This is a genomic window from Coprococcus sp. AF38-1 (assembly GCF_003603945.1).
Classification (GTDB): domain Bacteria; phylum Bacillota; class Clostridia; order Lachnospirales; family Lachnospiraceae; genus Coprococcus; species Coprococcus aceti.
Genome location: NZ_QVGO01000004.1, coordinates 361876 through 381656, shown reverse-complemented (window position 1 = coordinate 381656; position 19781 = coordinate 361876). Strand labels below are relative to the sequence as shown.

The window sequence follows — 19781 nt, the reverse complement described above, 5'->3', positions numbered from 1 at the left end:
TTGGCACTTATATACAGATGATTTGAATGTGTAAATGTTTTTTATCAACCTTTATTTTGCAATCTCTATTCCAGTATAATAATACCTGAGGATCTGATCATACTTCTCTCCATTTTCCGCCAATACAGACGCCCCATACAGTGACATTCCCAGAGAATCTCCAACGCCCACCGTTATGATCCTGTATCCATCCTTAACCTTATCTATGTGTATATTCGTCGAGGCAAGTCCCAGTTGTTCTTTGAAAACATCAGCCTCCAGCTCGCTCCCAAATACATTTATGGTCTGTGCAAATCCAGATTCTGTGGCTGTCATAACCTTGACCTCATCCGTCATATTGTCAGCGTCTATCCATTTTCTGAATATCTTCTGAAGCCTGTCCCCGCTGTATATCTCAGTGGTCGAAAAGTCCTCCGCCATCTGATCCACATCACTTGCCACCTGCCTGAGATACGGTATGTCATGCCCATATATTTCCTGTGCACTCACAGTATGCCCTGTACTTATCATATGATACGCCGGAAGTATTACCTCTCCACCGTATTTCATAACCTGTCCACCGGTCGCATACACCGCCTTCTCCGCCCTTCTCATTATCCCGGAGCACTCGCCTCCCCATTTCTTCTTGAGCTGCGATTCCGTATATCTTATCTCCCGGAGCTGGGACTCATTTATAAGATTCTTTGTCTGCCCCTGTGTGGCGGAATTCCTGTCATTTTCATCCATCTGGTAATAGATTCCGGTCCTAACCACAACTGCGACCGCCTTGAGCATTTCATCGCTCCATTTGTCACTCATCATTCCCGCCAGCGTCGATGCTGTATACTCTTCCACATCCACGAGGGAATACTCCCCATTATCATAAATACACACATTGCGTCCGCTTTTTACCGATCCGTCAGTGTCATCTCCCCCAACCGCCTTGTCGTATATTCCTGATATTATGTAAGCAAGTGCCATAGCACACGCAATCCCTATAATGATCGTCTTTGCATTCCTCATTTCACCCTCCCGCATTTTTATACCTCTTATATATATATCGTTTTTACACTGCTCATATACCCTTTTTACTGAGAAATCTTAACGCAAATTTTAGTCGTATCGTTTATTGACAAATGCAACATGACATAATATGATAATAGCGTATTCAAGATTAACGGTTCGATTGCTATATAAGGTAAGCTTTTCTTTGGAGTATTCTCTATAAGGTATATTGTAGTGTTTTCATTGAGTACAAATTTTCATTTTTAGGAGGTACTCGTGATGAAGAACGGTACAGTTAAGTGGTTCAACGGAGAAAAGGGTTATGGATTCATCTCAGATGATGAGACAGGAAAGGACGTATTTGTTCATTTTTCAGCAATCAACTCTGATGGATATAAGACTCTTAACGAGGGACAGAAGGTTACATTTGACGTAGAGGCTGATCCTAAGGACGCTTCTAAGGAGAGAGCAACTAACGTAACAGTTGTAGCTTAATTCACATATAACCATTAACACAAGAACAGGCGCTATACAGATCTTTGATCTATATAGCGCCTGTTTTTTATTGCTTGTTAATATCACGGTTTCCTCACGGCTTCCCGTTACGCCCTGCTTCCGAGAGCCTTCTTGCGGGCTCTGTATTTCGCTCTGATATAACGGCCTGCCTCAGACAGTTCACTCGTCTTCCACCGGCTCGTCTTGCTCGTCCACGACGCCAGGAGGGATGCCGATTCATTCTTATTGCTGAGACTCCAGCAGAAATAGCTGACATTCGCCTTGTTGAGTCTGGTCAGCCATTTGCCGGTGTAGGCTTTGCTTATGCCTCCATCGCCGCTTGCCGCGGACATTCCGAACTCTGTGACTATGACCGCTATCCCCTTCTTCCTTGCGTATGCAAGCTTCGCAGGAAGATACCGGTTGTGGCTCCACTCATTAGCATAGAAATGGAGTGAGTACATTATATTCTTGTAGCCCTTGATAGGGTTATCCGCAACCTCATTGTGTGTGCCATCCGAACCGAGCTGGGACCATGTCGGCGTTCCCACTACGACGATCGCCTTCTTGTCATACTTTCTTATGACCTTTATGACCTGGGACGCATATCGCTTGACGGTCTTCCAGTCGCAGCCATTTGGCTCATTGCATATCTCATAAATGATATTTTTCTGTTTCTTATACTTCTTCGCCATAGTTGCAAAGAATCTTCTTGCCTCTGCAACCTGTGTCATAGGATTCCCGTCGTTGAGTATGTGCCAGTCGATGATCACATACATGCCGAGGTCGGTCGCATATTTCACGCCCTTGTATATCTGATTTCGAAGTGCCGCTTTGCTGCCGCCCGCGCAATAGCCGTTGTATTCAGATGTATACATGGCAAGTCTTACCGCATTAACTCCCCAGTCGTCTCTCAGAGTCTTGAACGCCGCCTTGTTCACATAAGGATATCCCACATCCCAGTTGATACCGTGTGTGCTGATTCCCCTGAGCTGGAATTTCTTGCCCTTGGCATCCACCAGATCTGCCCCCTTCACAGACAGTCTCCCATGTGTCGCCACCGGCGTCTTTACCTTCGTAGCTGCAAATGCATCACAGTTCGGCTGTACGGCAACCGCTGTAAATATCATTGCAAATGCGAGCAGCAGAGCCGTGAGTCTGTGTCTCAATTTTCTACCTTTCATATGTTTATAGCCCCCTTTTCATCACAACGTAACATATATATCTATCATAACATAGGCGCGGATGTATTAACAGATGCAAAATAAAAACGGACACCATACGATCATTACCATATGATGCCCGTTTGTTATTTATTATTTCATTCTATCTGATAATTACTTATCAAGGGAAACCTTAACCTTCTTAAGCTTCCAGATCTCCTTTGCATACTCCTCGATAGTTCTGTCTGATGAGAACTTTCCAGCGCATGCTGTGTTGAGCATAGCCATCTTTGCCCAGCCCTTCTCATCCTGGTATGCCTTGTCAACCTTCTGCTGAGCCTCTGCATATGAATCGAAGTCCTTGAGGATGAAGTATACATCTTCCTTTGTGAGAGAATCATAGAGATCTCTGAATCTGTCCGGATCATCCTTTGCATAAGTGCCATCGATAAGCTGTGTGAGAACTCTTCTTACAGCCTGGTTGTTATTGTAGATATCCATTGGGTTGTAGCCGCCCTCGCGCTCATACTTCATAACCTCTTCTGCTGAAAGTCCGAAGATAAATGCGTTCTCTATGCCAACTTCCTCAACGATCTCTACGTTTGCTCCGTCCATAGTTCCAAGTGTAGGTGCACCGTTCAGCATGAACTTCATATTACCTGTACCTGAAGCCTCTCTTGAAGCTGTTGAGATCTGCTCTGATACATCTGCTGCTGCGAAGATGATCTCGGCATTGGATACTCTGTAGTTCTCTATAAATACAACCTTGATCTTGCCTTCGATTGAAGCATCGTTGTTGACAACATCTGCAACTGAGTTGATGAGCTTGATGATAAGCTTAGCTCTCTTATATCCTGCTGATGCCTTTGCTCCAAAGATGAATGTTCTTGGGTACATATCGAATTCTGGCTCTGTCTTCAGTCTGTTATACAGATGCATAACATGAAGGATGTTCAGAAGCTGTCTCTTGTACTCATGAAGCCTCTTAACCTGTACATCGAAGATTGAACGAGGATCTACATCCACATTGTTGTGCTCCTTGATGTACTTTGCAAGACGGATCTTGTTCTGGTACTTGATGTTCATAAACTCATGCTGGCACTTCTCATCGTTCACATATACCTTAAGCTTCTTAAGGTGTGAAAGATTGGTTATCCACTCGTCACCGATCTTGTCTGTGATCCAGTTTGCAAGAAGTGGGTTAGCATGAAGCAGGAAACGTCTCTGAGTGATACCATTTGTCTTGTTGTTGAACTGCTCTGGTCTCATCTCATAGAAGTCCTTAAGCTCTCTCTCCTCAAGGATCTTGGTATGAAGAGCTGCAACACCGTTTACTGAGTAAGAACCTGCAATTGCAAGATGAGCCATCTTAACCTGGCCATCGTACAGAACTGCCATATTCTTAACCTTATCCTGGTTGCCCGGATACATCTCCTGGATCTTGAGAACGAATCTTCTGTTGATCTCCTCAACGATCTGGTAGATACGTGGAAGCAGTCTTGAGAACAGCTCGATAGGCCACTTCTCAAGTGCCTCTGCCATGATCGTATGGTTGGTGTATGCACATGTTCTTGTTGTAATATCCCATGCGTCATCCCACTCAAGGCCTTCCTCATCCATGAGGATTCTCATGAGCTCGGCAACTGCTACTGTTGGGTGTGTATCATTCATCTGGAATGTCACCTTCTCTGGCAGCTTGTGGATATCCTTGTTGAGCTCCTTGAACTTGAGGATTGCTCTCTGAACTGAAGCTGAGATGAAGAAATACTGCTGTCTCAGTCTGAGCTCCTTACCTGCGTAGTGATTGTCATTTGGATAGAGAACCTCAACGATAGTCTTTGCAAGGTTCTGCTGCTCTACTGCCTTCTCATACTCACCCTTGTCAAATGAGTCAAGGCAGAACTCCTGGATTGCCTCGGCATCCCAGATTCTAAGTGTATTTACAACGTTGTTGCCATAACCGATGACTGGAAGGTCATAAGGTACGGCACGAACTGACTGATATCCATCCTGTATAAAGTAGTTTCTGCCATTCTTGTTCTCAACTCTGACATATCCACCGAACTTAACTTCAACAGCGTACTCTGAACGCTTAACCTCGAATGGGTTGCCATCCTTGAGCCAGTCATCCGGCATCTCAACCTGATATCCATCCTTGATACCCTGCTTGAACATACCATACTTGTATCTGATACCACAACCGTATGCAGGATAACCAAGTGTTGCCAATGAATCAAGGAAACAAGCTGCAAGACGTCCGAGACCGCCATTACCCAGAGCGGCATCAGGCTCCTGATCCTCTATAAAGTTCAGGTCAAATCCTAACTCGTCAAGTGCTTCCTTAACTGCATCGTAGTAAGTCAAGTTGATAAGATTGTTACCGAGTGCTCTACCCATAAGGAACTCCATAGACAGATAATAAACTGTCTTGACGTTCTTCTTCTCATACTCCTTGTGTGTAGCAATCCATCTGTCAATGATGTCGTCCTTTACTGCGTAGCTGACTGCCTGGAATACCTGCTGTGGAGTAGCCTCCTCGATAGGCTTGCGGAAAAGGGTCTTTACGTTAGTAATGACTTCCTTCTTGAAGCCTTCCTTATCGAAATCTGCTAACATCTTCATCTGATTCATTCCCTCCTTGGATAAATAGATATAATTTTTTCCATTTTCACTGTTTCATTCTATCATCAACCTTTTTTTTTAACAATACATGAGAAAAAATTTGTTAAATAACACTATAAAATTAGACTATAGTCAAATAGAATTTGCAGTTTTTTTACATAAAAGGCGATAAATGTCTGATAATATCGAGATTAATTGGGGGTTCTTGCGTTTTCAATGATTACCAGAATATTGTAAATGCACCACGTATACGATATAAAACCCCTGGGAGAGGCAACTCCCAGGGGTTTTATATCTAACTTCGTCCGTATCCACTCGGCATGCAGCACACGCAAGGCATACCGCCCATGCAGCACGACATGAGAGCACATATGGTACAAAGGTTGTTGCAAAACTTTCCGCCGGTCGGCATATCCATTCCATACCCGGCACCTCTGTCCATGTACCACTGACGGCCGCTCTTGATGGACTCATACGCCTGGCGGTATTCCTGATTGCCCGGCTCAAGCTCCATTGCACGCTTCAGCATCTCCATGGCTCTTATCTGATTGCCAAGTCCGGCGTTGCACACGCCACTGTAATAGTGCCACTTGGCATCGTGATTCTCTATCTGATTGAGGACGTTCTTCGCCTCCTCATAGCTTCCGCTGTTCATATAGTTCTTCGCGGCCTGAAAATATCTGGAATCTTTATCATTCGGATCGTAGTCATTCTGTCTCTGATAGCCACCGAAACCAAATGGGCCAAATCCTCCGAAACCGCCAAATGGATCATCATACTGTCCGTAGCCTCCTGACGAACCGCCGTAAGAACTTCCACCATACGGACCATATGAACCGCCAGATCCATAACCGCCGCCGTAGCCCTGCGAGCTTCCAGTTCCATACCCACCAGCACCACCGTAACTTGCACGGTCAGCCTCGCCGCTCACTATGGACTTGTACGCCTGCTGTATCTCCTTGAACTTTTCCTCAGCCTCATCCTTGTGAGGATTGTTGATGTTCGCATCCGGATGATACTTCCGGCTCAGCCTTCTATATGCTTTTTTTACTTCTTCTTCGCTGGCACCTCTTTTGAGTCCCAGCACCTCGTAAGGATCTTTCATAATTTATTCCTCATCGCCGCATCTTCTATTTGTAGTCGAATAATATGCTTCCCATATTCCTGAGTATATTATGTTCCTGAGTATACCTACATTTTCAATAATAGGAAGCATCTCATACTCTTTTGCAAGTGGTGCCACCATCATCATCAGAACATCCTTCGTCCACTCTGCAAGCTCCTGCCATTTGTCCTGTTCTATGGTTTTATCCGCACCCACTGATTGTACCTCAACACCCAGCTCATGCGCAAGCCTGCACACGAATGGATTGTAATTTCCAGCACCTATATCCTTCTCTATATCGTCATACGCGTCCATTATGTAGACAAATTTGCCCAGATAATAGCCTATGGTGCGGAGATATGTTTCCCACTCATCATGTTTCGGGGCACATATCTCTGCCATTATATTGCCAAAATGCCCCGACAATGCGTCCATATCATCGGATCCCACCTCCTCCAGCTCGCTTATCGCCTTGAGGTTCTCCGCTATAACCTGGATCTTCTGTGGATAATCTTCCTTGAGCCTCCTGCCATTTTTCCCGGCGAGCAGCACATCCGCATACAGCTTCCGGGTAAACATATGCTCATCATCCCAGTCGTCTATGCATTTGTAATAGGTAAGTATCACGTTCATGTCCGCCACATAGTCCGTGTACTCGTTCTGTACATAAGTATGCTTCGATGTAGGGTGTGCGATACATCTTCTGCGGCCCGAAAGCTTCTCCGGTTCGTACAGTCCCGTCAGAAGAAGGACCAGAAATGTCATATCATAGCTGAGACTTATCTGTCCTCTCGCACCGTATCTGTCCTTCAGCGATTTGCACAGGCCACAGTAATACCTACGGTATTCATCGTATTCTTTCATCTTAAGCTCAGGCTGGTTCACCACTATATATCCAAACATCTCTCAATCTCCACACTGTATTTCAACTCAAAATATCTAAAGTCCGCATCATCACTAAGACTTCTTCACAAATCTGTTGCCGCACTTAGGGCATCTGATCTCTATCTTGCCCTTTCCCCTTGGAACTCTGATCATCTGCTGGCATTTGCTGCAGACAAATATCTTGTATTCCTTGCCGGCTTCCTTCTGTTTCTTCGCGCGCTTGAATATATTCCTCACGCCCGCGGTATGCTCCATGAACCATCTGTTCTGCGCCGCGCGCTTGTCATAGTTCTTGGACATGATCCTGACATATCCATATATGAACATGAGAAGTCCAAGGAAATAAAATATCCCTGTCTTGATAAATGCATCCAGTACCATAAATATCAATCCGCCCCAGGTAAGGAATGATGACAACTGATCGTTGCCGTACCTGGATCTCATAAATCTTATAAATTTGTCTTTCATAATTCACCATTCTCCTCGCAAATTCTTACATTGTCTCCAGCTTCTCTGCGGATTCCTGGAGCTGTCTGTAGGCTTCCTTCATCCTGCCCATCTCCACGTCATCTACATGATTCATGTCTGTTCGTGTCACAAGCTTTCTCAGATACTCGCAGTCGCTCTTGATCCGTTTCATTTCTTTTTTATCGAGCTGTGCGCCCTTGGTCTCAAGAAGATTCTCTACCTTATATACATACGCCTCGGCCTCGTTCATAATGTCTTTGAACTCTCTGGCTCCAGCCACATCATCCTCGTACTTCTTCGCATCCTCCCTTGCTCTGCGGATCTCCTCCTCCGAGAGGTTGGTGCTGGATGTGATCACTATCTGCTGTTCCACGCCCCTGCCAAGATCCTTAGCTGAAACCTTGAGGATACCATTTGCATCCATGTCAAATGTGACCTCGATCTGAGGAACGCCCGCCATGGCTCTCTTGATACCGCTGAGTCTAAAGTTGCCTAGCAGCTTGTTGTCCCTTGTGAAATGTCTCTCGCCCTGGTACACCTTGATCTCGACATCCCTCTGGAAATTGCCCGCCGTGGTAAATATCTTTGATGCCCTAGTCGGAATGGCAGAATTTCTCGGAATGATGACATTTGCCACGCCTCCAAGGGTCTCAATGGACAGCGAAAGAGGTGTCACATCCATGAGGAGAATGTCATTCACCTTGTTCGACACAGTGAGCTCGCCGCTGAGCTTGCTTCCCTGGACCGCCGCACCCATGGCAACGCACTCGTCCGGGTTCATATTCTTGGATGGTTCCCTGCCGGTTATGGCACGAACCTTATCCACAACCGCCGGTATACGGGTAGAGCCACCCACCAGCAGCACTTTGTCTATCTGATTTCTCGTTATGCCCGCATCGGATAATGCCTGGTTTACAGGTCCCGCCGTTCTCTCCACCAGATCATAGGTCAGCTCGTTGAACTGTTCCCTTGTTATCGTCATATCCAGATGCACCGGCTGATTCTTCACTGTCGATATAAATGGCAGATTGATGTGTGCAGTCTGTGCAAATGAGAGCTCCTTCTTGGCATTCTCACAGGCTTCCCTCACTCTCTGGGATGCCGTGATATCCTTCGCCAGATTGACCTTTGTCTCCTTTTTAAAGGTCTTGATGACGTAATCCAGCAATCTCTCATCAAAATCATCTCCGCCCAGATGATTGTCTCCCGCGGTGGCAAGAACCTCTATGACGCTGTCCCCTATCTCTATAACAGACACGTCAAATGTTCCTCCGCCCAGATCGTATACAAGTATCTTCTGCGCCTGTCCATTGTCAAGACCATAGGCGAGAGCCGCCGATGTAGGCTCATTTATGATTCGAAGCACATTCAGTCCCGCTATTCTTCCGGCGTCCTTTGTGGCCTGTCTCTGGCTGTCGTCAAAGTAAGCCGGAACTGTTATGACTGCATCAGATACCGGTCCGCCCAGATAACTCTCAGCATCGCTCTTCAGCTTTGCAAGTATGATGGCGGATATCTCCTGCGGCGAATAGTCCTTGCCGTCTATCCTCTTTCTGTATGTTGTTCCCATCGCTCTCTTGATGGATGTGATAGTTCTGTCCACATTCACAGTCATCTGTCTCCTGGCAGCCTCACCCACCAGTCTCTCTCCATTCTTTGTGATGGCTACTATGGAAGGTGTGGTCCTGCCACCCTCCGAATTCGGTATGACAGTTGGCTGATCGCCCTCAAGCACTGCCACACAGCTGTTTGTTGTTCCCAGGTCTATTCCTACTACTCTGCTCATATATGTCAACCTCTCTGTAATGGTATTCTAATCTACTCATGGGGACGGAGGGGTCAGGCACCTCCGTCCCCATATATTGTATATAATAACCATCACTTATGAACATAATTTGGACAAAAAATAAAGTAAGTATAAAGTTCGGTTAAGAGAGTATAAAAAAAGGGGACGGAGGTACCTGACCCCTCCGTCCCCGGACTTAATATTCTACTTTGATGCTTTCTCTGCCTTGATAACCGCCTGGAATTCCTTCATATCCTTTGCGATCTCTCCGCTAAGTGCCAGCAGACAGATAAGGTTCGGAATCGCCATGAGCGCATTCGCTATATCTGAGAAGTTCCATACAAGATCCAGTGATATCGTCGCGCCTACGTATACAACGAGCGAGAACACTATCCTGTATATCATATTGTACTTGTGTGACTTGAACAGATACTCAAATGCCTTCTCTCCGTGATACTCCCATCCAAGGATCGTGGAGAATGCGAAGAGCACAATTCCTATAGTTACGAGCCAGCCTCCCACCTTGCCAAGTGCAGAGCCAAATGACAGTATCGTGAGAGCTGCACCTTTTATAACAGTTGAGCAGGCAAATGTTCCATCCTCAGCAAATGTATAATGGTTTCCGGCTGCATCAGTCCATGTACCGGTAAGACTTCCTATGGCCGCCTGACTCTCCTCCACCACAAGCTCACTTGCAAGCTTTGTATTCTCATCCTTGTTGAGTTCATCGGATGAAAGAACCGAAAGCGTCAGGGTATTTGTCGAATTGGATGTATCTGTCAAAATGAGCTGGTCATCTGTGAATTCATATGTATAATCCGTTGTGGTAGTCTTGTTGTCGGAATCAACAGCCTCCACAGTAACCTCCGTTCCGCTCACCTGATAGCTGCCCTTTGTACTGTTCTCCGTAATTCCAAGCACACCCGACGATGCAATACAGAGACCTGTGATGGTACATACTACTATGGTATCCCAGAATGTACCTGTCATATTGATGTAACCCTGACGGACAGGATTGTCTGTTGTGGCAGCCGCCGCCGTGATGGCCGCAGAGCCCATTCCAGCTTCATTTGAGAATACTCCTCTGGCAACACCGAATCTCATGGCATTCATCATAGCTGCTGTGATCGTACCACACAGACCGCCACCGACTGCCTTGACTGAGAATGCCATCTTGAATATCATGGCAACTCCTGCCGGAAGATTCTGGATATTGACGATTATTACAATAAGTCCGGCTACAACATAGAATATCGCCATCAAAGGAACAACAACTGATGACACCTTAGATATAGTCTTGATTCCTCCAACTATTATAAGAAGGGCAAAAACCGTAAGTATGATTCCTGTCACATATGTAGGCACGCTGAATGTGCTGCTAAGAGATTCAGATATGGAATTGGCCTGTGTCATATTTCCTATTCCAAATGAGGCGATGACTGCAAAGAGTGCAAACAGCCAGCCCAGCACTGCGCCGAACTTCTTATGCTTGAATGCCTTCTTCATAGTGTACATAGGACCGCCGCTCATCTCGCCCTTGGCATTCACCTCACGATACTTGATAGCAAGCATACACTCTGAGAACTTGGATGTCAGACCAAATGCTGCGGATATCCACATCCACACCAGTGCTCCCGGACCTCCCGATACCATGGCCGTTGCAACACCAACGATATTTCCCGTTCCTATGGTTGCAGCAAGCGCGGTGGTCAGTGCCGAAAATGGTGACACGTCTCCGGTTCCTCTGCTCTTTGTCCTTGCCTCCTTGCTAAGTGTACTCTTCAGCGCATAGCCGAGGTTCCTCCAAGGAAGAAATCCTGTTCTGATCGTCAGAAATATTCCCGTTCCAACCAGAAGCACCAGCATGACCGGTCCCCAGACAAATCCATCCACCGCCGACACGATCTCATTTAACTTTTCCATACAACCGCCTCCTCTTTCCAGGTTATCCATATCATCCGACCCGGCACTCCCCTCATTTTTATCCCGAATCAGTTTATATACCCGTAAATTTACTGTATTTTTGCCACAAAGTCCAGAGTATTGTGGTGTTATGGTTATTTTCCTTTATTAATTAAGTTATGCGAGCGGTTGGCGAAATATTATGCGGTGTGGATATATTTTGAGGAAAATTATATTTTCATATTATTTTGCAGGTTTTCAATATGTTTTTTTACGTTTTCCCTTGCATTTAAAAACCGTTTTTTATTAATTTGTGAATTATGCATATTTATCCACATAAATAACGGGTTAATAGCAGGCTCTCCCTAATTTAGAAGAGGCACTTGAGTTATACTATGATAGTGATGACTAAGGTTTAGATACGCTAGGAAGTGTCGTAGAAAGAATGTGTGAATTTGGCGAAACTCAATTGTGAACTGATTTAAAGTACTATTGCTGTTGCGTTTGGGCAATGTTATAATTATGTAAATAATATTACGATGATTTCGGAGGTGTTGTTATGGGCAAAATAGATTTATCCCAGCAGGAAGAGGAGCAGGCTCTTGCTAAGGAAATGTATGAGACTTATGGTCTTAGATTAGTTCACGATGAATTAACTCCAGAGGAAAAAGAGATGGATCGTCGAATGCGAAAAGCTTCTGATATGGCAAAGGAGCGTCATAGATTTCTTGGTCACACAATAGCTTCATACGACCCAGAAAAGAAAAAGGTTGTTTTGATACATCCAGATGGTAGGAGAGAGTATGCAGAATAGAAAACCAATGGTATTAGTGTTTGCGGGCCCTAATGGATCTGGTAAAAGTACTTCTAAATCTTTTTTCAGTATTGTAGGTGAGTACACTAATGCTGATGATGTAGTAAGTGCCACAGGAATGACCAATTTGGAAGCAGCCCGTGAAGTTGATGATAGAAGATACAGTGCCATAGCACAGCGCAAAGATTTCAGTTTTGAAACAGTTTTGTCATCTGAATACAAAATGAATCTGTTAAGAGCTGCAAAAGATGCAGGCTATTTTATCAAGTGTGTATTTGTATTAACATCTGATCCGAAGATAAATATTCAACGAGTACAACAAAGAGTTCTAGACGGTGGACATGATGTGGATGCAGAGAAAATAGTTTCTCGGTATTATGGCGCTATTTCTAATATACCAGAATTATTAAAGCTTTGCGATATTCTGCATATTTATGATAACACTGAAAATCTTTATAGAATTGTTAGAAAACATAAGGAAGATTTTACTATATTTCCAAATAAGTTTTGGAGTATGGAAGATATTAGTAGATTATTATTTGGTAAGTATAGAGTTAATTAACAGGAGGTAGTCCTTTAATTGGGATTACCTCTTTTCACCCAGTATTTCTGGGTTTCCCTTAAAACAAGACAGGTAGGAGTCTCTTAGTTGAGGCTCCTATTTTTGCGTTTGAAGGCAATGTCTTTTCAAACACAACGTCGAGCTGAAAACAAGAAAATAACGAGGAAAGGAGCAGGAAGAAGAATGAATGTTGCAGAAAGGAGCAACAAGAAAGTAACTACAAGGAAAAGTTTTAAGGAAGGTAAATCATGTTTAAGGACAAAGTTAAAGTAAAGATGACTTCAAGTGCCATTTCAACAGACACAAATACAAAGATGTCCGTTACAGGCAAGAATTCCTCATTCAAGGATAGCATCAAGGCAACCAATCTGAAAGCATCAACCAAGTACACACTTATGTCAGTAGCAGTAGATGCAAATACAGGCAAGGCATACAAGGATGCGAGTGGAAAAAGTCACTCTTGAAAATGCACCGTTATCGGGCATATCTCCGCCTTGGTTCCAACCCGCATATCTGGGCCAAACACGCCGACTCCTGATGTCACTATGTTGTGCATGCCGTCAACATTCAGGTAACCGCAGGAATTTTCCCACATCATCGCCACAAGTATGTTGCCTGGGAACATTTGTCCATCATGGGTGTGTCCACACAGATCCATATCCACACCCGCCGACGACAGCTCCTCCAGCTCCTTTGGCTCATGATCAAGGACTATGATAGGTTTTGATTTGTCCATATTTTCCGTGATCTCGTCCGCGGATGCTCTGTCTGTAACTCCATTTCCCGGTCTGTGGGCATCGCGGCGGCCATAGATGTATATGGAATCGTTTATCAGCACTCCCTCGTCGCGAAGAAGTGTGATTCCCGCCTTCTCCATAAACTCGTCCATCTCCGGGCTGCTGGTCTTCTCCTTCTGTCCGCCAAATGTAAATCCGGCAAGTACCTGCTCCTGTATATCGTGGTTGCCATAACATGCGTACACTCCATACTTCGACTTGATTCCCCGAAGTATTTCCTCAAGTTTCTCCGGCTGGTCAACTGCTTCCCACTCATTATCAAATATATCGCCAGCTATCAACACAAGATCTGCATCCTGCTTATTTATGGAATTTACTATTCTCTGAACCTGTCTTGTGCCAATGTTGTATCCAAGATGAAGATCTGCAACCAGCACTATCTTCATGGAATCCATCTTCTGACCATTCTCGTCCTGGACTTCCTTGTTGATAGTCACGTCATAAGGTGTCACCCGCACAAGTCTCGCATTTACAACTCCCCAGATGGATATGCATATAATGAGTGTTGCGCACGCACAGCCCACTATCCTGCGTACCCTCGGCACGCATATCTTATCTTTGCTCACTCTGAATACATGAAGCAGAAGGAATCTTCCAAGCTCAGCTATCACTATGAAAAATATCATATACAGCAGAACGCCCAGCCAGTAATTGCCCACCAGCTTCATGCCACGTCTGAACCTTCCCTGTGGCAGGAAGAATGCGATCACCAGTGCCGATGCCAGAAATACGTATAGCACTATCGGGACTATCCAGCCCTTCTTGCCTTTGAGTTTTGGAAAATATGCCTGTACCCAGCCCTTTATTCTCCAGAACAAATATATATTTAACGCTATGTAAAATGGCGCGATAAAAATTGCAATCATCTTTTTTCTCCTTTGTTTTTCTGACTGGCCAATATACATATTGACGGCTGTCCTTTGTACGATTTATTCATACAATAATATACTCCCAACACCACACATACACAAACTTAATAAATCGTAATTCCACCGTCATCCCCTAATATCCAAATATATTTAAAGAAAGTACAAAATTATCCTAAATCACAAAAAAATAGCCCGAAAGATACAAAATCTTTAAGATTTGTACCTTTCGGGCCGTATTCTCTTGATCAGGGATAATTTTTTCCAAAATGCCTGTTTTAAACCCTAATATTATATCCCTTAGTCGTTCTTCTTCACTCCGAGAGTTACCTTCTCGCCGTTGATGTTCCACTCTTTGGTGTATCCGTCAACCGAGCCGGTTATTATCTCTGTTGCCATAACGTCGCCGATGATGGCATCCGCATTTGCTGCAATGATGTCATTTGCCTTCTGGCTTCCGTCTGCGTATACAGTGATCTTGTCCATAACCTCGAATCCAGCCTCTTTTCTCATAGTCTGAACCTTGGATACTATCTCACGGACAAATCCTTCCTCAAGAAGCTCCTCTGACAGATTGGTGTCGATAACTACTGTCACACCGCCGTCTGCCTCGGATACGAAACCGTCCATCTGAGCCATGTCGATCAGAAGATCAGCCTCAGTGAGTACGATCTCTTCTCCGTCTGCCTCAAACTTCAGAGCGCCCTCTGCCTTGAGTTCTGCCATGGCTGCGTTGCCATCCAGTGCTGACAGATGCTCCTTGATCTTGCCAAGGTGCTTGCCGTACTTAGGTCCGACTGTACGAAGCTGTGGCTTGAAGCTGTATGTTGTGTAAGCGCTTACATCATCATCGAACTCAACATTCTTCACGTTCAGCTCATCCTCAATGATAGCCTTCTCCTCGCCGAAAAGCTTCTTGTCAGCCTTGACATACATCTTGCCGATTGGCTGTCTGTTCTTGATATTTGCTGTATTTCTTGCTGCACGTCCCAGAACTACGATCTTCAGGATCTCGTCCATAGCTACCTCGAGCTCTGGATCGATCATCTTCTCATCCACCTCAGGGAATGAGCACAGATGAACTGAGAGAGGTGCATCCTTGTCTATATTTCTAACCAGATTCTGGTAAATATCCTCTGCCATGAATGGGAGCATAGGAGCTACTGTCTGTGCGATCGTAACGAGCGCTGTGTAAAGTGTCATGTAAGCATTTACCTTGTCCTGCTCCATGCCCTTTGCCCAGTATCTCTCACGTCCACGACGGACATACCAGTTACTCATGTCATCCACGAACTCCTCGAGAACTCTTGTTGTCTCAGGGATCTTGTATGCGCCAAGGTTTGCGTCAACCGCCTTGACTGTTGAGTTCAGCTTGGACAGGAGCCACTTGTCCATAAGTGACAGCTTGTCGTACTCTAACTCATGCTCAAGTGGATTGAAGTTGTCTATATTTGCATAGAGTACATAGAACGCATATGTGTTCCACAGTGTACCCATGAACTTTCTCTGACACTCAACAACCGCATCCTCATGGAATCTGTTAGGAAGCCATGGTGCTGAATTGCTGTAGAAGTACCATCTGATGGCATCTGCACCATATTTGTTCAGAGCATCCATAGGATCTACCGCATTTCCCTTGGACTTACTCATCTTCTGTCCGTCCTTATCCTGGACATGTCCGAGAACGATTACGTTCTTAAACGGAGCCTTGTCGAACAGCAGTGTTGAGATCGCCATAAGTGAGTAGAACCATCCTCTTGTCTGGTCAACAGCCTCACTGATGAAATCAGCAGGGAAGTGCTTCTCAAATATATCCTGATTCTCAAACGGATAGTGCCACTGTGCAAATGGCATTGATCCTGAATCGAACCAGCAGTCGATAACCTCTGTAACTCTGTGCATCTGCTTGCCACACTCAGGACACTTGATGGTTACAGCGTCGATGAACGGACGGTGAAGTTCGATGTTCTCAGGGCAGTTGTCGCTCATTGAGCGGAGCTCTTCCTTTGATCCGATGGCATGTCTGCAGCCGCACTCACACTCCCAGATGTTCAGAGGAGTACCCCAGTAACGGTTTCTTGAAAGTCCCCAGTCCTGAACATTCTTCAGCCAGTCGCCGAAACGGCCCTTACCGATGCTCTCCGGGATCCAGTTTACAGTGTCATTATTCTTAACCAGCTTGTCTCTGACTGCTGTCATCTTGATGAACCATGTATCTCTTGCGTAGTAGATAAGTGGTGTGTCACATCTCCAGCAGTGTGGATACTCATGCTCGAACTTAGGCGCATCGAAGAGAAGTCCTCTTGCGTCCAGATCCTTCAGTACCTCAGGGTCTGCATCCTTTACGAACATTCCGGCAAATGGAGTCTCCTCAGTGAGGTCACCCTTGCCATCTACAAACTGTACAAATGGAAGATCGTAGTTTCTTCCGACATTTGCATCGTCCTCACCAAATGCAGGTGCGATATGAACGATACCGGTACCATCTGTCATAGTTACATAAGTGTCACATGTGATGAAGTGGCCCTTCTTGTGCTGCTTCTCACATACAGGCTTTACGCACTCATAGAGTGGCTCATACTCCTTGTACTCAAGATCCTTACCGACATATGTCTCAAGAACCTCGTATGCAGGAACTGCTGCCTGATCGTCTGCTGCTTCCTTTGCAAGACCGCCGAGAACCTTGTCTGCAAGCGCCTGTGCAAGATAATATGTGTAGCCGTCTGCTGCTTTAACCTTCACGTATGTCTCATCTGGATTTACACAGAGTGCTACGTTTGAAGGAAGTGTCCAAGGTGTTGTTGTCCATGCGAGGAAATATGCATCCTCTCCGATAACCTTGAATCTTACTACTGCTGAACGCTCCTTGACTGTCTTATATCCCTGTGCAACCTCATGGCTTGAAAGAGGTGTACCACATCTTGGGCAGTAAGGCACGATCTTGAAGCCCTTGTACAGAAGTCCCTGATCCCAGATCTTCTTCAGCGCCCACCACTCTGACTCGATGAAGTCATCATGGTATGTTACATATGGGTTGTCCATATCTGCCCAGAAACCTACCTTGCCTGAGAACTCTTCCCACATGCCTTTATATTTCCATACGGACTCCTTACATTTCTGGATAAATGGCTCCAGTCCGTACTCCTCTATCTGCTCCTTGCCGTCGATTCCCAAGAGCTTCTCAACCTCGAGCTCAACAGGCAGACCGTGTGTATCCCATCCGGCCTTTCTGACTACGTTATGTCCCTTCATTGTCTGATATCTAGGGATCATATCCTTGATTACACGTGTGAGAACGTGTCCGATATGTGGCTTACCATTTGCTGTTGGAGGGCCATCATAGAATGTGTATGTTGGCAGATCCTTTGTCTCTTCAACACTCTTCTCAAATACCTGATTTTCTTTCCAGAAGTCCAATACCTTCTGCTCTCTGTTCACGAATTCCAGTTTAGTCGAAACCTTGTCGTACATGTCGTCTTTCCTTTCTGTGATAAATATAAAAAAGCCCTTCGTCGTAATCAGGACGAAGGGCTTTGAGTTCGTTATACCACCTATTACTTACATACTAACATATGCGCTCCCCTTAACGCAGGAAATACGTCAGAGCCTACTTGAGTAATTCTCTTTTGGTCTGCAACTCCAGAGTGATATTCCGAAAGTCTCTACTGTCACCGGGCTCGCACCGCCCCCGGCTCGCTGCTGATCTCGCAGACTCCGTACTGTCTCTGTCATCGTTTTTAACTTATATGATCCAGAAAACCGCCTGTATAAGCCATTTCTGAACCTATCCATTCATTAGTATAGCAAGTATTTGTGGTTTGTCAATCGCAATATGCGCAAATAATTTACTATTCTACTTCTTTATAACCACATTCTTTGTTGTGCTCCATGCCGAATAGTATGTCACTCTGCCGGACTTTCTGTATACGATATATCCACCAGCTCCATTATTAAGATACATATAAAAATTTCTTACGTTTTTTATATTATCACCATGCATATACAAATACAATTTGTTTTTTATGCATATTTGCTACAAAACACGTTCGCATTTATCTAATATATACAAAAATCTCATGGACTGAGAAATCAATCCTCAATCCATGAGATTTATTTTCTAATATACGTAGAGATCATAGTCTACAAGATACCACTTACCGCCAGTCTTTATAACTGTGTATATGATCTCGCCATCTGATTCGTCAGTAGATCCTTTTATCTTGACATCAAGATCCACCTCGTAGCACTTGTCAACCGTCATGTCGACATCCAGCATGTCAAATGTATCATTTACATCCTTAAGCTTATCCTCGTCATATTCCTTCTCTGATCGGTCCTCGACCTTGATACTCTTGACCTTGCCTATCTCATCTACCATGTCGCTGACCTGCTCGTTGAATGTATCCTTGACATAGTCATCACTGCCTGTATAGCTTCTTATCCTGTTATACAGCTTGTAATATTCCTTGTCCATCAGATCAACCATGGCATCGGCATCGCCTTTTTCATAGGCTGTCACCAGCTTGTCTCCGACCTTCTTGGCACTTCTCTCACCGGAACCACCCGCCAGGATCAGAACAACGACTATTATCGCGATCAGGACTGCCGCTGCGATTCCGCCTATTATTGCTATAAGCTTCTTGTTCACCTTTTTACCCGGCTCCATAACACCCGGAGTCATGCCCGGCTGCTGGCTGTACTGTGGCTGTCCATACTGTGGCTGCCCAAATCCGCCATACTGTCCACCTGTCGACTGGACATTTCCACCAAACTGCTGACCCTGACCGTACTGCGGCTGTCCATACTGTGGCTGTCCAAATCCTCCATACTGTCCACCTGTCGACTGGACATTTCCACCAAACTGCTGACCCTGACCGTACTGCGGCTGTCCATACTGTGGCTGTCCAAATCCTCCATACTGTCCACCTGTCGACTGGACATTTCCACCAAACTGCTGACCCTGACCGTACTGCGGCTGTCCATACTGTGGCTGTCCAAATCCTCCATACTGTCCGCCCATCGGCTGTCCAAATCCACCCGGCTGCTGATTCTGCTGTGGCTGACCCGGGTTCGGCTGCCCTTGTGCACTGTTCTGCACCGGAAAAAATGCGCTCACTCCCGGAGTCGTGAGGACAGTAGTTCCCTCGTCCTCATCGTCGTCCATATCATTAAATCCATTTACGTTATTCTCGTCCATCTTTCTCTCCTTATTCTGCTCATCCCTTTTGCTGCTCTGGAACAATAATGTTCCCATAGAATCATGGTAGCATTTTATATCTGCCATGTCCAACCAAAAACATCACATTATCTCAAATTTTACACTTTATTACCT

15 protein-coding genes are annotated in these 19781 nt (G+C 45.2%); 4 read left to right on the top strand and 11 right to left on the bottom strand.

Translation table 11 applies throughout. The features are described from left to right. Positions 1-51: 51 nt before the first annotated feature. Positions 52-1002, bottom strand: a complete 951-nt coding sequence (locus DW025_RS07940) for a SpoIID/LytB domain-containing protein (RefSeq protein ID WP_243104937.1) — start codon at positions 1000-1002, stop codon at positions 52-54. Between the two features lie 261 nt (positions 1003-1263). Between DW025_RS07940 and DW025_RS07935 the strand changes: the two genes are divergently transcribed. Then, complete coding sequence (locus DW025_RS07935) at positions 1264-1479, top strand: cold-shock protein (protein ID WP_015534471.1); 216 nt, start codon at positions 1264-1266, stop codon at positions 1477-1479. 107 nt (positions 1480-1586) lie between these two features. Here DW025_RS07935 and DW025_RS07930 read toward each other — a convergent pair whose 3' ends face one another. The 7 genes from DW025_RS07930 to DW025_RS07900 form a co-directional block, all read right to left on the bottom strand. Then, the gene (locus DW025_RS07930; protein ID WP_119999483.1) at positions 1587-2663 is read right to left on the bottom strand and encodes a glycoside hydrolase family 5 protein; all 1077 of its coding nucleotides are present in this window, start codon (positions 2661-2663) and stop codon (positions 1587-1589) included. 153 nt (positions 2664-2816) lie between these two features. After that, the gene (locus DW025_RS07925) at positions 2817-5258 is read right to left on the bottom strand and encodes a glycogen/starch/alpha-glucan phosphorylase (RefSeq protein WP_119999534.1); all 2442 of its coding nucleotides are present in this window, start codon (positions 5256-5258) and stop codon (positions 2817-2819) included. A 301-nt stretch (positions 5259-5559) separates the two neighbouring features. Next, a complete protein-coding gene (locus DW025_RS15315) occupies positions 5560-6369 on the bottom strand; it encodes a J domain-containing protein (RefSeq protein WP_015534468.1) in 810 nt (269 codons plus the stop codon). A 3-nt stretch (positions 6370-6372) separates the two neighbouring features. After that, complete coding sequence (locus DW025_RS07915; protein ID WP_117549976.1) at positions 6373-7272, bottom strand: DUF5685 family protein; 900 nt, start codon at positions 7270-7272, stop codon at positions 6373-6375. A 54-nt stretch (positions 7273-7326) separates the two neighbouring features. Then, positions 7327-7722 carry a hypothetical protein gene (locus DW025_RS07910; RefSeq protein WP_015534466.1) on the bottom strand — a complete coding sequence of 132 codons (396 nt, stop codon included), beginning with the start codon at positions 7720-7722 and terminating at the stop codon, positions 7327-7329. A gap of 25 nt (positions 7723-7747) precedes the next feature. Continuing rightward, on the bottom strand, positions 7748-9508 hold the full coding sequence (gene dnaK, locus DW025_RS07905) for a molecular chaperone DnaK (protein WP_117549975.1): 1761 nt from the start codon (positions 9506-9508) through the stop codon (positions 7748-7750). Between the two features lie 204 nt (positions 9509-9712). Further along, entirely contained in the window at positions 9713-11431 is a 1719-nt protein-coding gene (locus tag DW025_RS07900) for an alanine/glycine:cation symporter family protein (protein ID WP_119999481.1), read from the bottom strand. A 538-nt stretch (positions 11432-11969) separates the two neighbouring features. On the opposite strand from DW025_RS07900, the gene DW025_RS07895 reads away from it, so the two are divergent. The 3 genes from DW025_RS07895 to DW025_RS07885 all read left to right on the top strand — a co-directional run bounded on the left by DW025_RS07895 (position 11970) and on the right by DW025_RS07885 (position 13250). Beyond that, positions 11970-12224, top strand: coding sequence for a hypothetical protein (locus tag DW025_RS07895; RefSeq protein WP_119999479.1), 255 nt, complete (start codon positions 11970-11972; stop codon positions 12222-12224). Then, a complete protein-coding gene (locus tag DW025_RS07890; RefSeq protein ID WP_119999477.1) occupies positions 12214-12786 on the top strand; it encodes a zeta toxin family protein in 573 nt (190 codons plus the stop codon). Before DW025_RS07895 ends, DW025_RS07890 begins: the two co-directional genes overlap by 11 nt. A gap of 248 nt (positions 12787-13034) precedes the next feature. Continuing rightward, entirely contained in the window at positions 13035-13250 is a 216-nt protein-coding gene (locus tag DW025_RS07885; protein WP_119999476.1) for a hypothetical protein, read from the top strand. Here the strand turns inward: DW025_RS07885 and DW025_RS07880 are convergent. The 3 genes from DW025_RS07880 to DW025_RS14960 all read right to left on the bottom strand — a co-directional run bounded on the left by DW025_RS07880 (position 13241) and on the right by DW025_RS14960 (position 19733). After that, positions 13241-14449: a metallophosphoesterase gene (locus tag DW025_RS07880; protein WP_119999474.1), complete on the bottom strand. Its 1209-nt coding sequence runs from the start codon at positions 14447-14449 to the stop codon at positions 13241-13243. The genes DW025_RS07885 and DW025_RS07880 overlap by 10 nt on opposite strands. 300 nt (positions 14450-14749) lie before the next feature. After that, positions 14750-17920 (bottom strand): isoleucine--tRNA ligase, encoded by a 3171-nt coding sequence (gene ileS / locus DW025_RS07875; RefSeq protein WP_022058402.1) that lies wholly within the window; start codon positions 17918-17920, stop codon positions 14750-14752. Positions 17921-18566: 646 nt separating this feature from the next. Beyond that, positions 18567-19733: a hypothetical protein gene (locus DW025_RS14960; RefSeq protein ID WP_207666807.1), complete on the bottom strand. Its 1167-nt coding sequence runs from the start codon at positions 19731-19733 to the stop codon at positions 18567-18569. Between the last annotated feature and the right edge of the window lie 48 nt (positions 19734-19781).

Coding starts and splice junctions, on each gene's coding strand:
- ileS (WP_022058402.1), bottom strand. CDS start 17,920: ATGTACGACAAGGTTTCGACTAAACTGGAATTCGTGAACAGAGAGCAG.
- DW025_RS07925 (WP_119999534.1), bottom strand. CDS start 5,258: ATGTTAGCAGATTTCGATAAGGAAGGCTTCAAGAAGGAAGTCATTACT.
- DW025_RS07890 (WP_119999477.1), top strand. CDS start 12,214: ATGCAGAATAGAAAACCAATGGTATTAGTGTTTGCGGGCCCTAATGGA.
- DW025_RS07935 (WP_015534471.1), top strand. CDS start 1,264: ATGAAGAACGGTACAGTTAAGTGGTTCAACGGAGAAAAGGGTTATGGA.
- dnaK (WP_117549975.1), bottom strand. CDS start 9,508: ATGAGCAGAGTAGTAGGAATAGACCTGGGAACAACAAACAGCTGTGTG.
- DW025_RS07880 (WP_119999474.1), bottom strand. CDS start 14,449: ATGATTGCAATTTTTATCGCGCCATTTTACATAGCGTTAAATATATAT.
- DW025_RS07930 (WP_119999483.1), bottom strand. CDS start 2,663: ATGAAAGGTAGAAAATTGAGACACAGACTCACGGCTCTGCTGCTCGCA.
- DW025_RS07885 (WP_119999476.1), top strand. CDS start 13,035: ATGTTTAAGGACAAAGTTAAAGTAAAGATGACTTCAAGTGCCATTTCA.
- DW025_RS07895 (WP_119999479.1), top strand. CDS start 11,970: ATGGGCAAAATAGATTTATCCCAGCAGGAAGAGGAGCAGGCTCTTGCT.
- DW025_RS15315 (WP_015534468.1), bottom strand. CDS start 6,369: ATGAAAGATCCTTACGAGGTGCTGGGACTCAAAAGAGGTGCCAGCGAA.
- DW025_RS14960 (WP_207666807.1), bottom strand. CDS start 19,733: ATGGCAGATATAAAATGCTACCATGATTCTATGGGAACATTATTGTTC.
- DW025_RS07940 (WP_243104937.1), bottom strand. CDS start 1,002: ATGAGGAATGCAAAGACGATCATTATAGGGATTGCGTGTGCTATGGCA.
- DW025_RS07910 (WP_015534466.1), bottom strand. CDS start 7,722: ATGAAAGACAAATTTATAAGATTTATGAGATCCAGGTACGGCAACGAT.
- DW025_RS07915 (WP_117549976.1), bottom strand. CDS start 7,272: ATGTTTGGATATATAGTGGTGAACCAGCCTGAGCTTAAGATGAAAGAA.
- DW025_RS07900 (WP_119999481.1), bottom strand. CDS start 11,431: ATGGAAAAGTTAAATGAGATCGTGTCGGCGGTGGATGGATTTGTCTGG.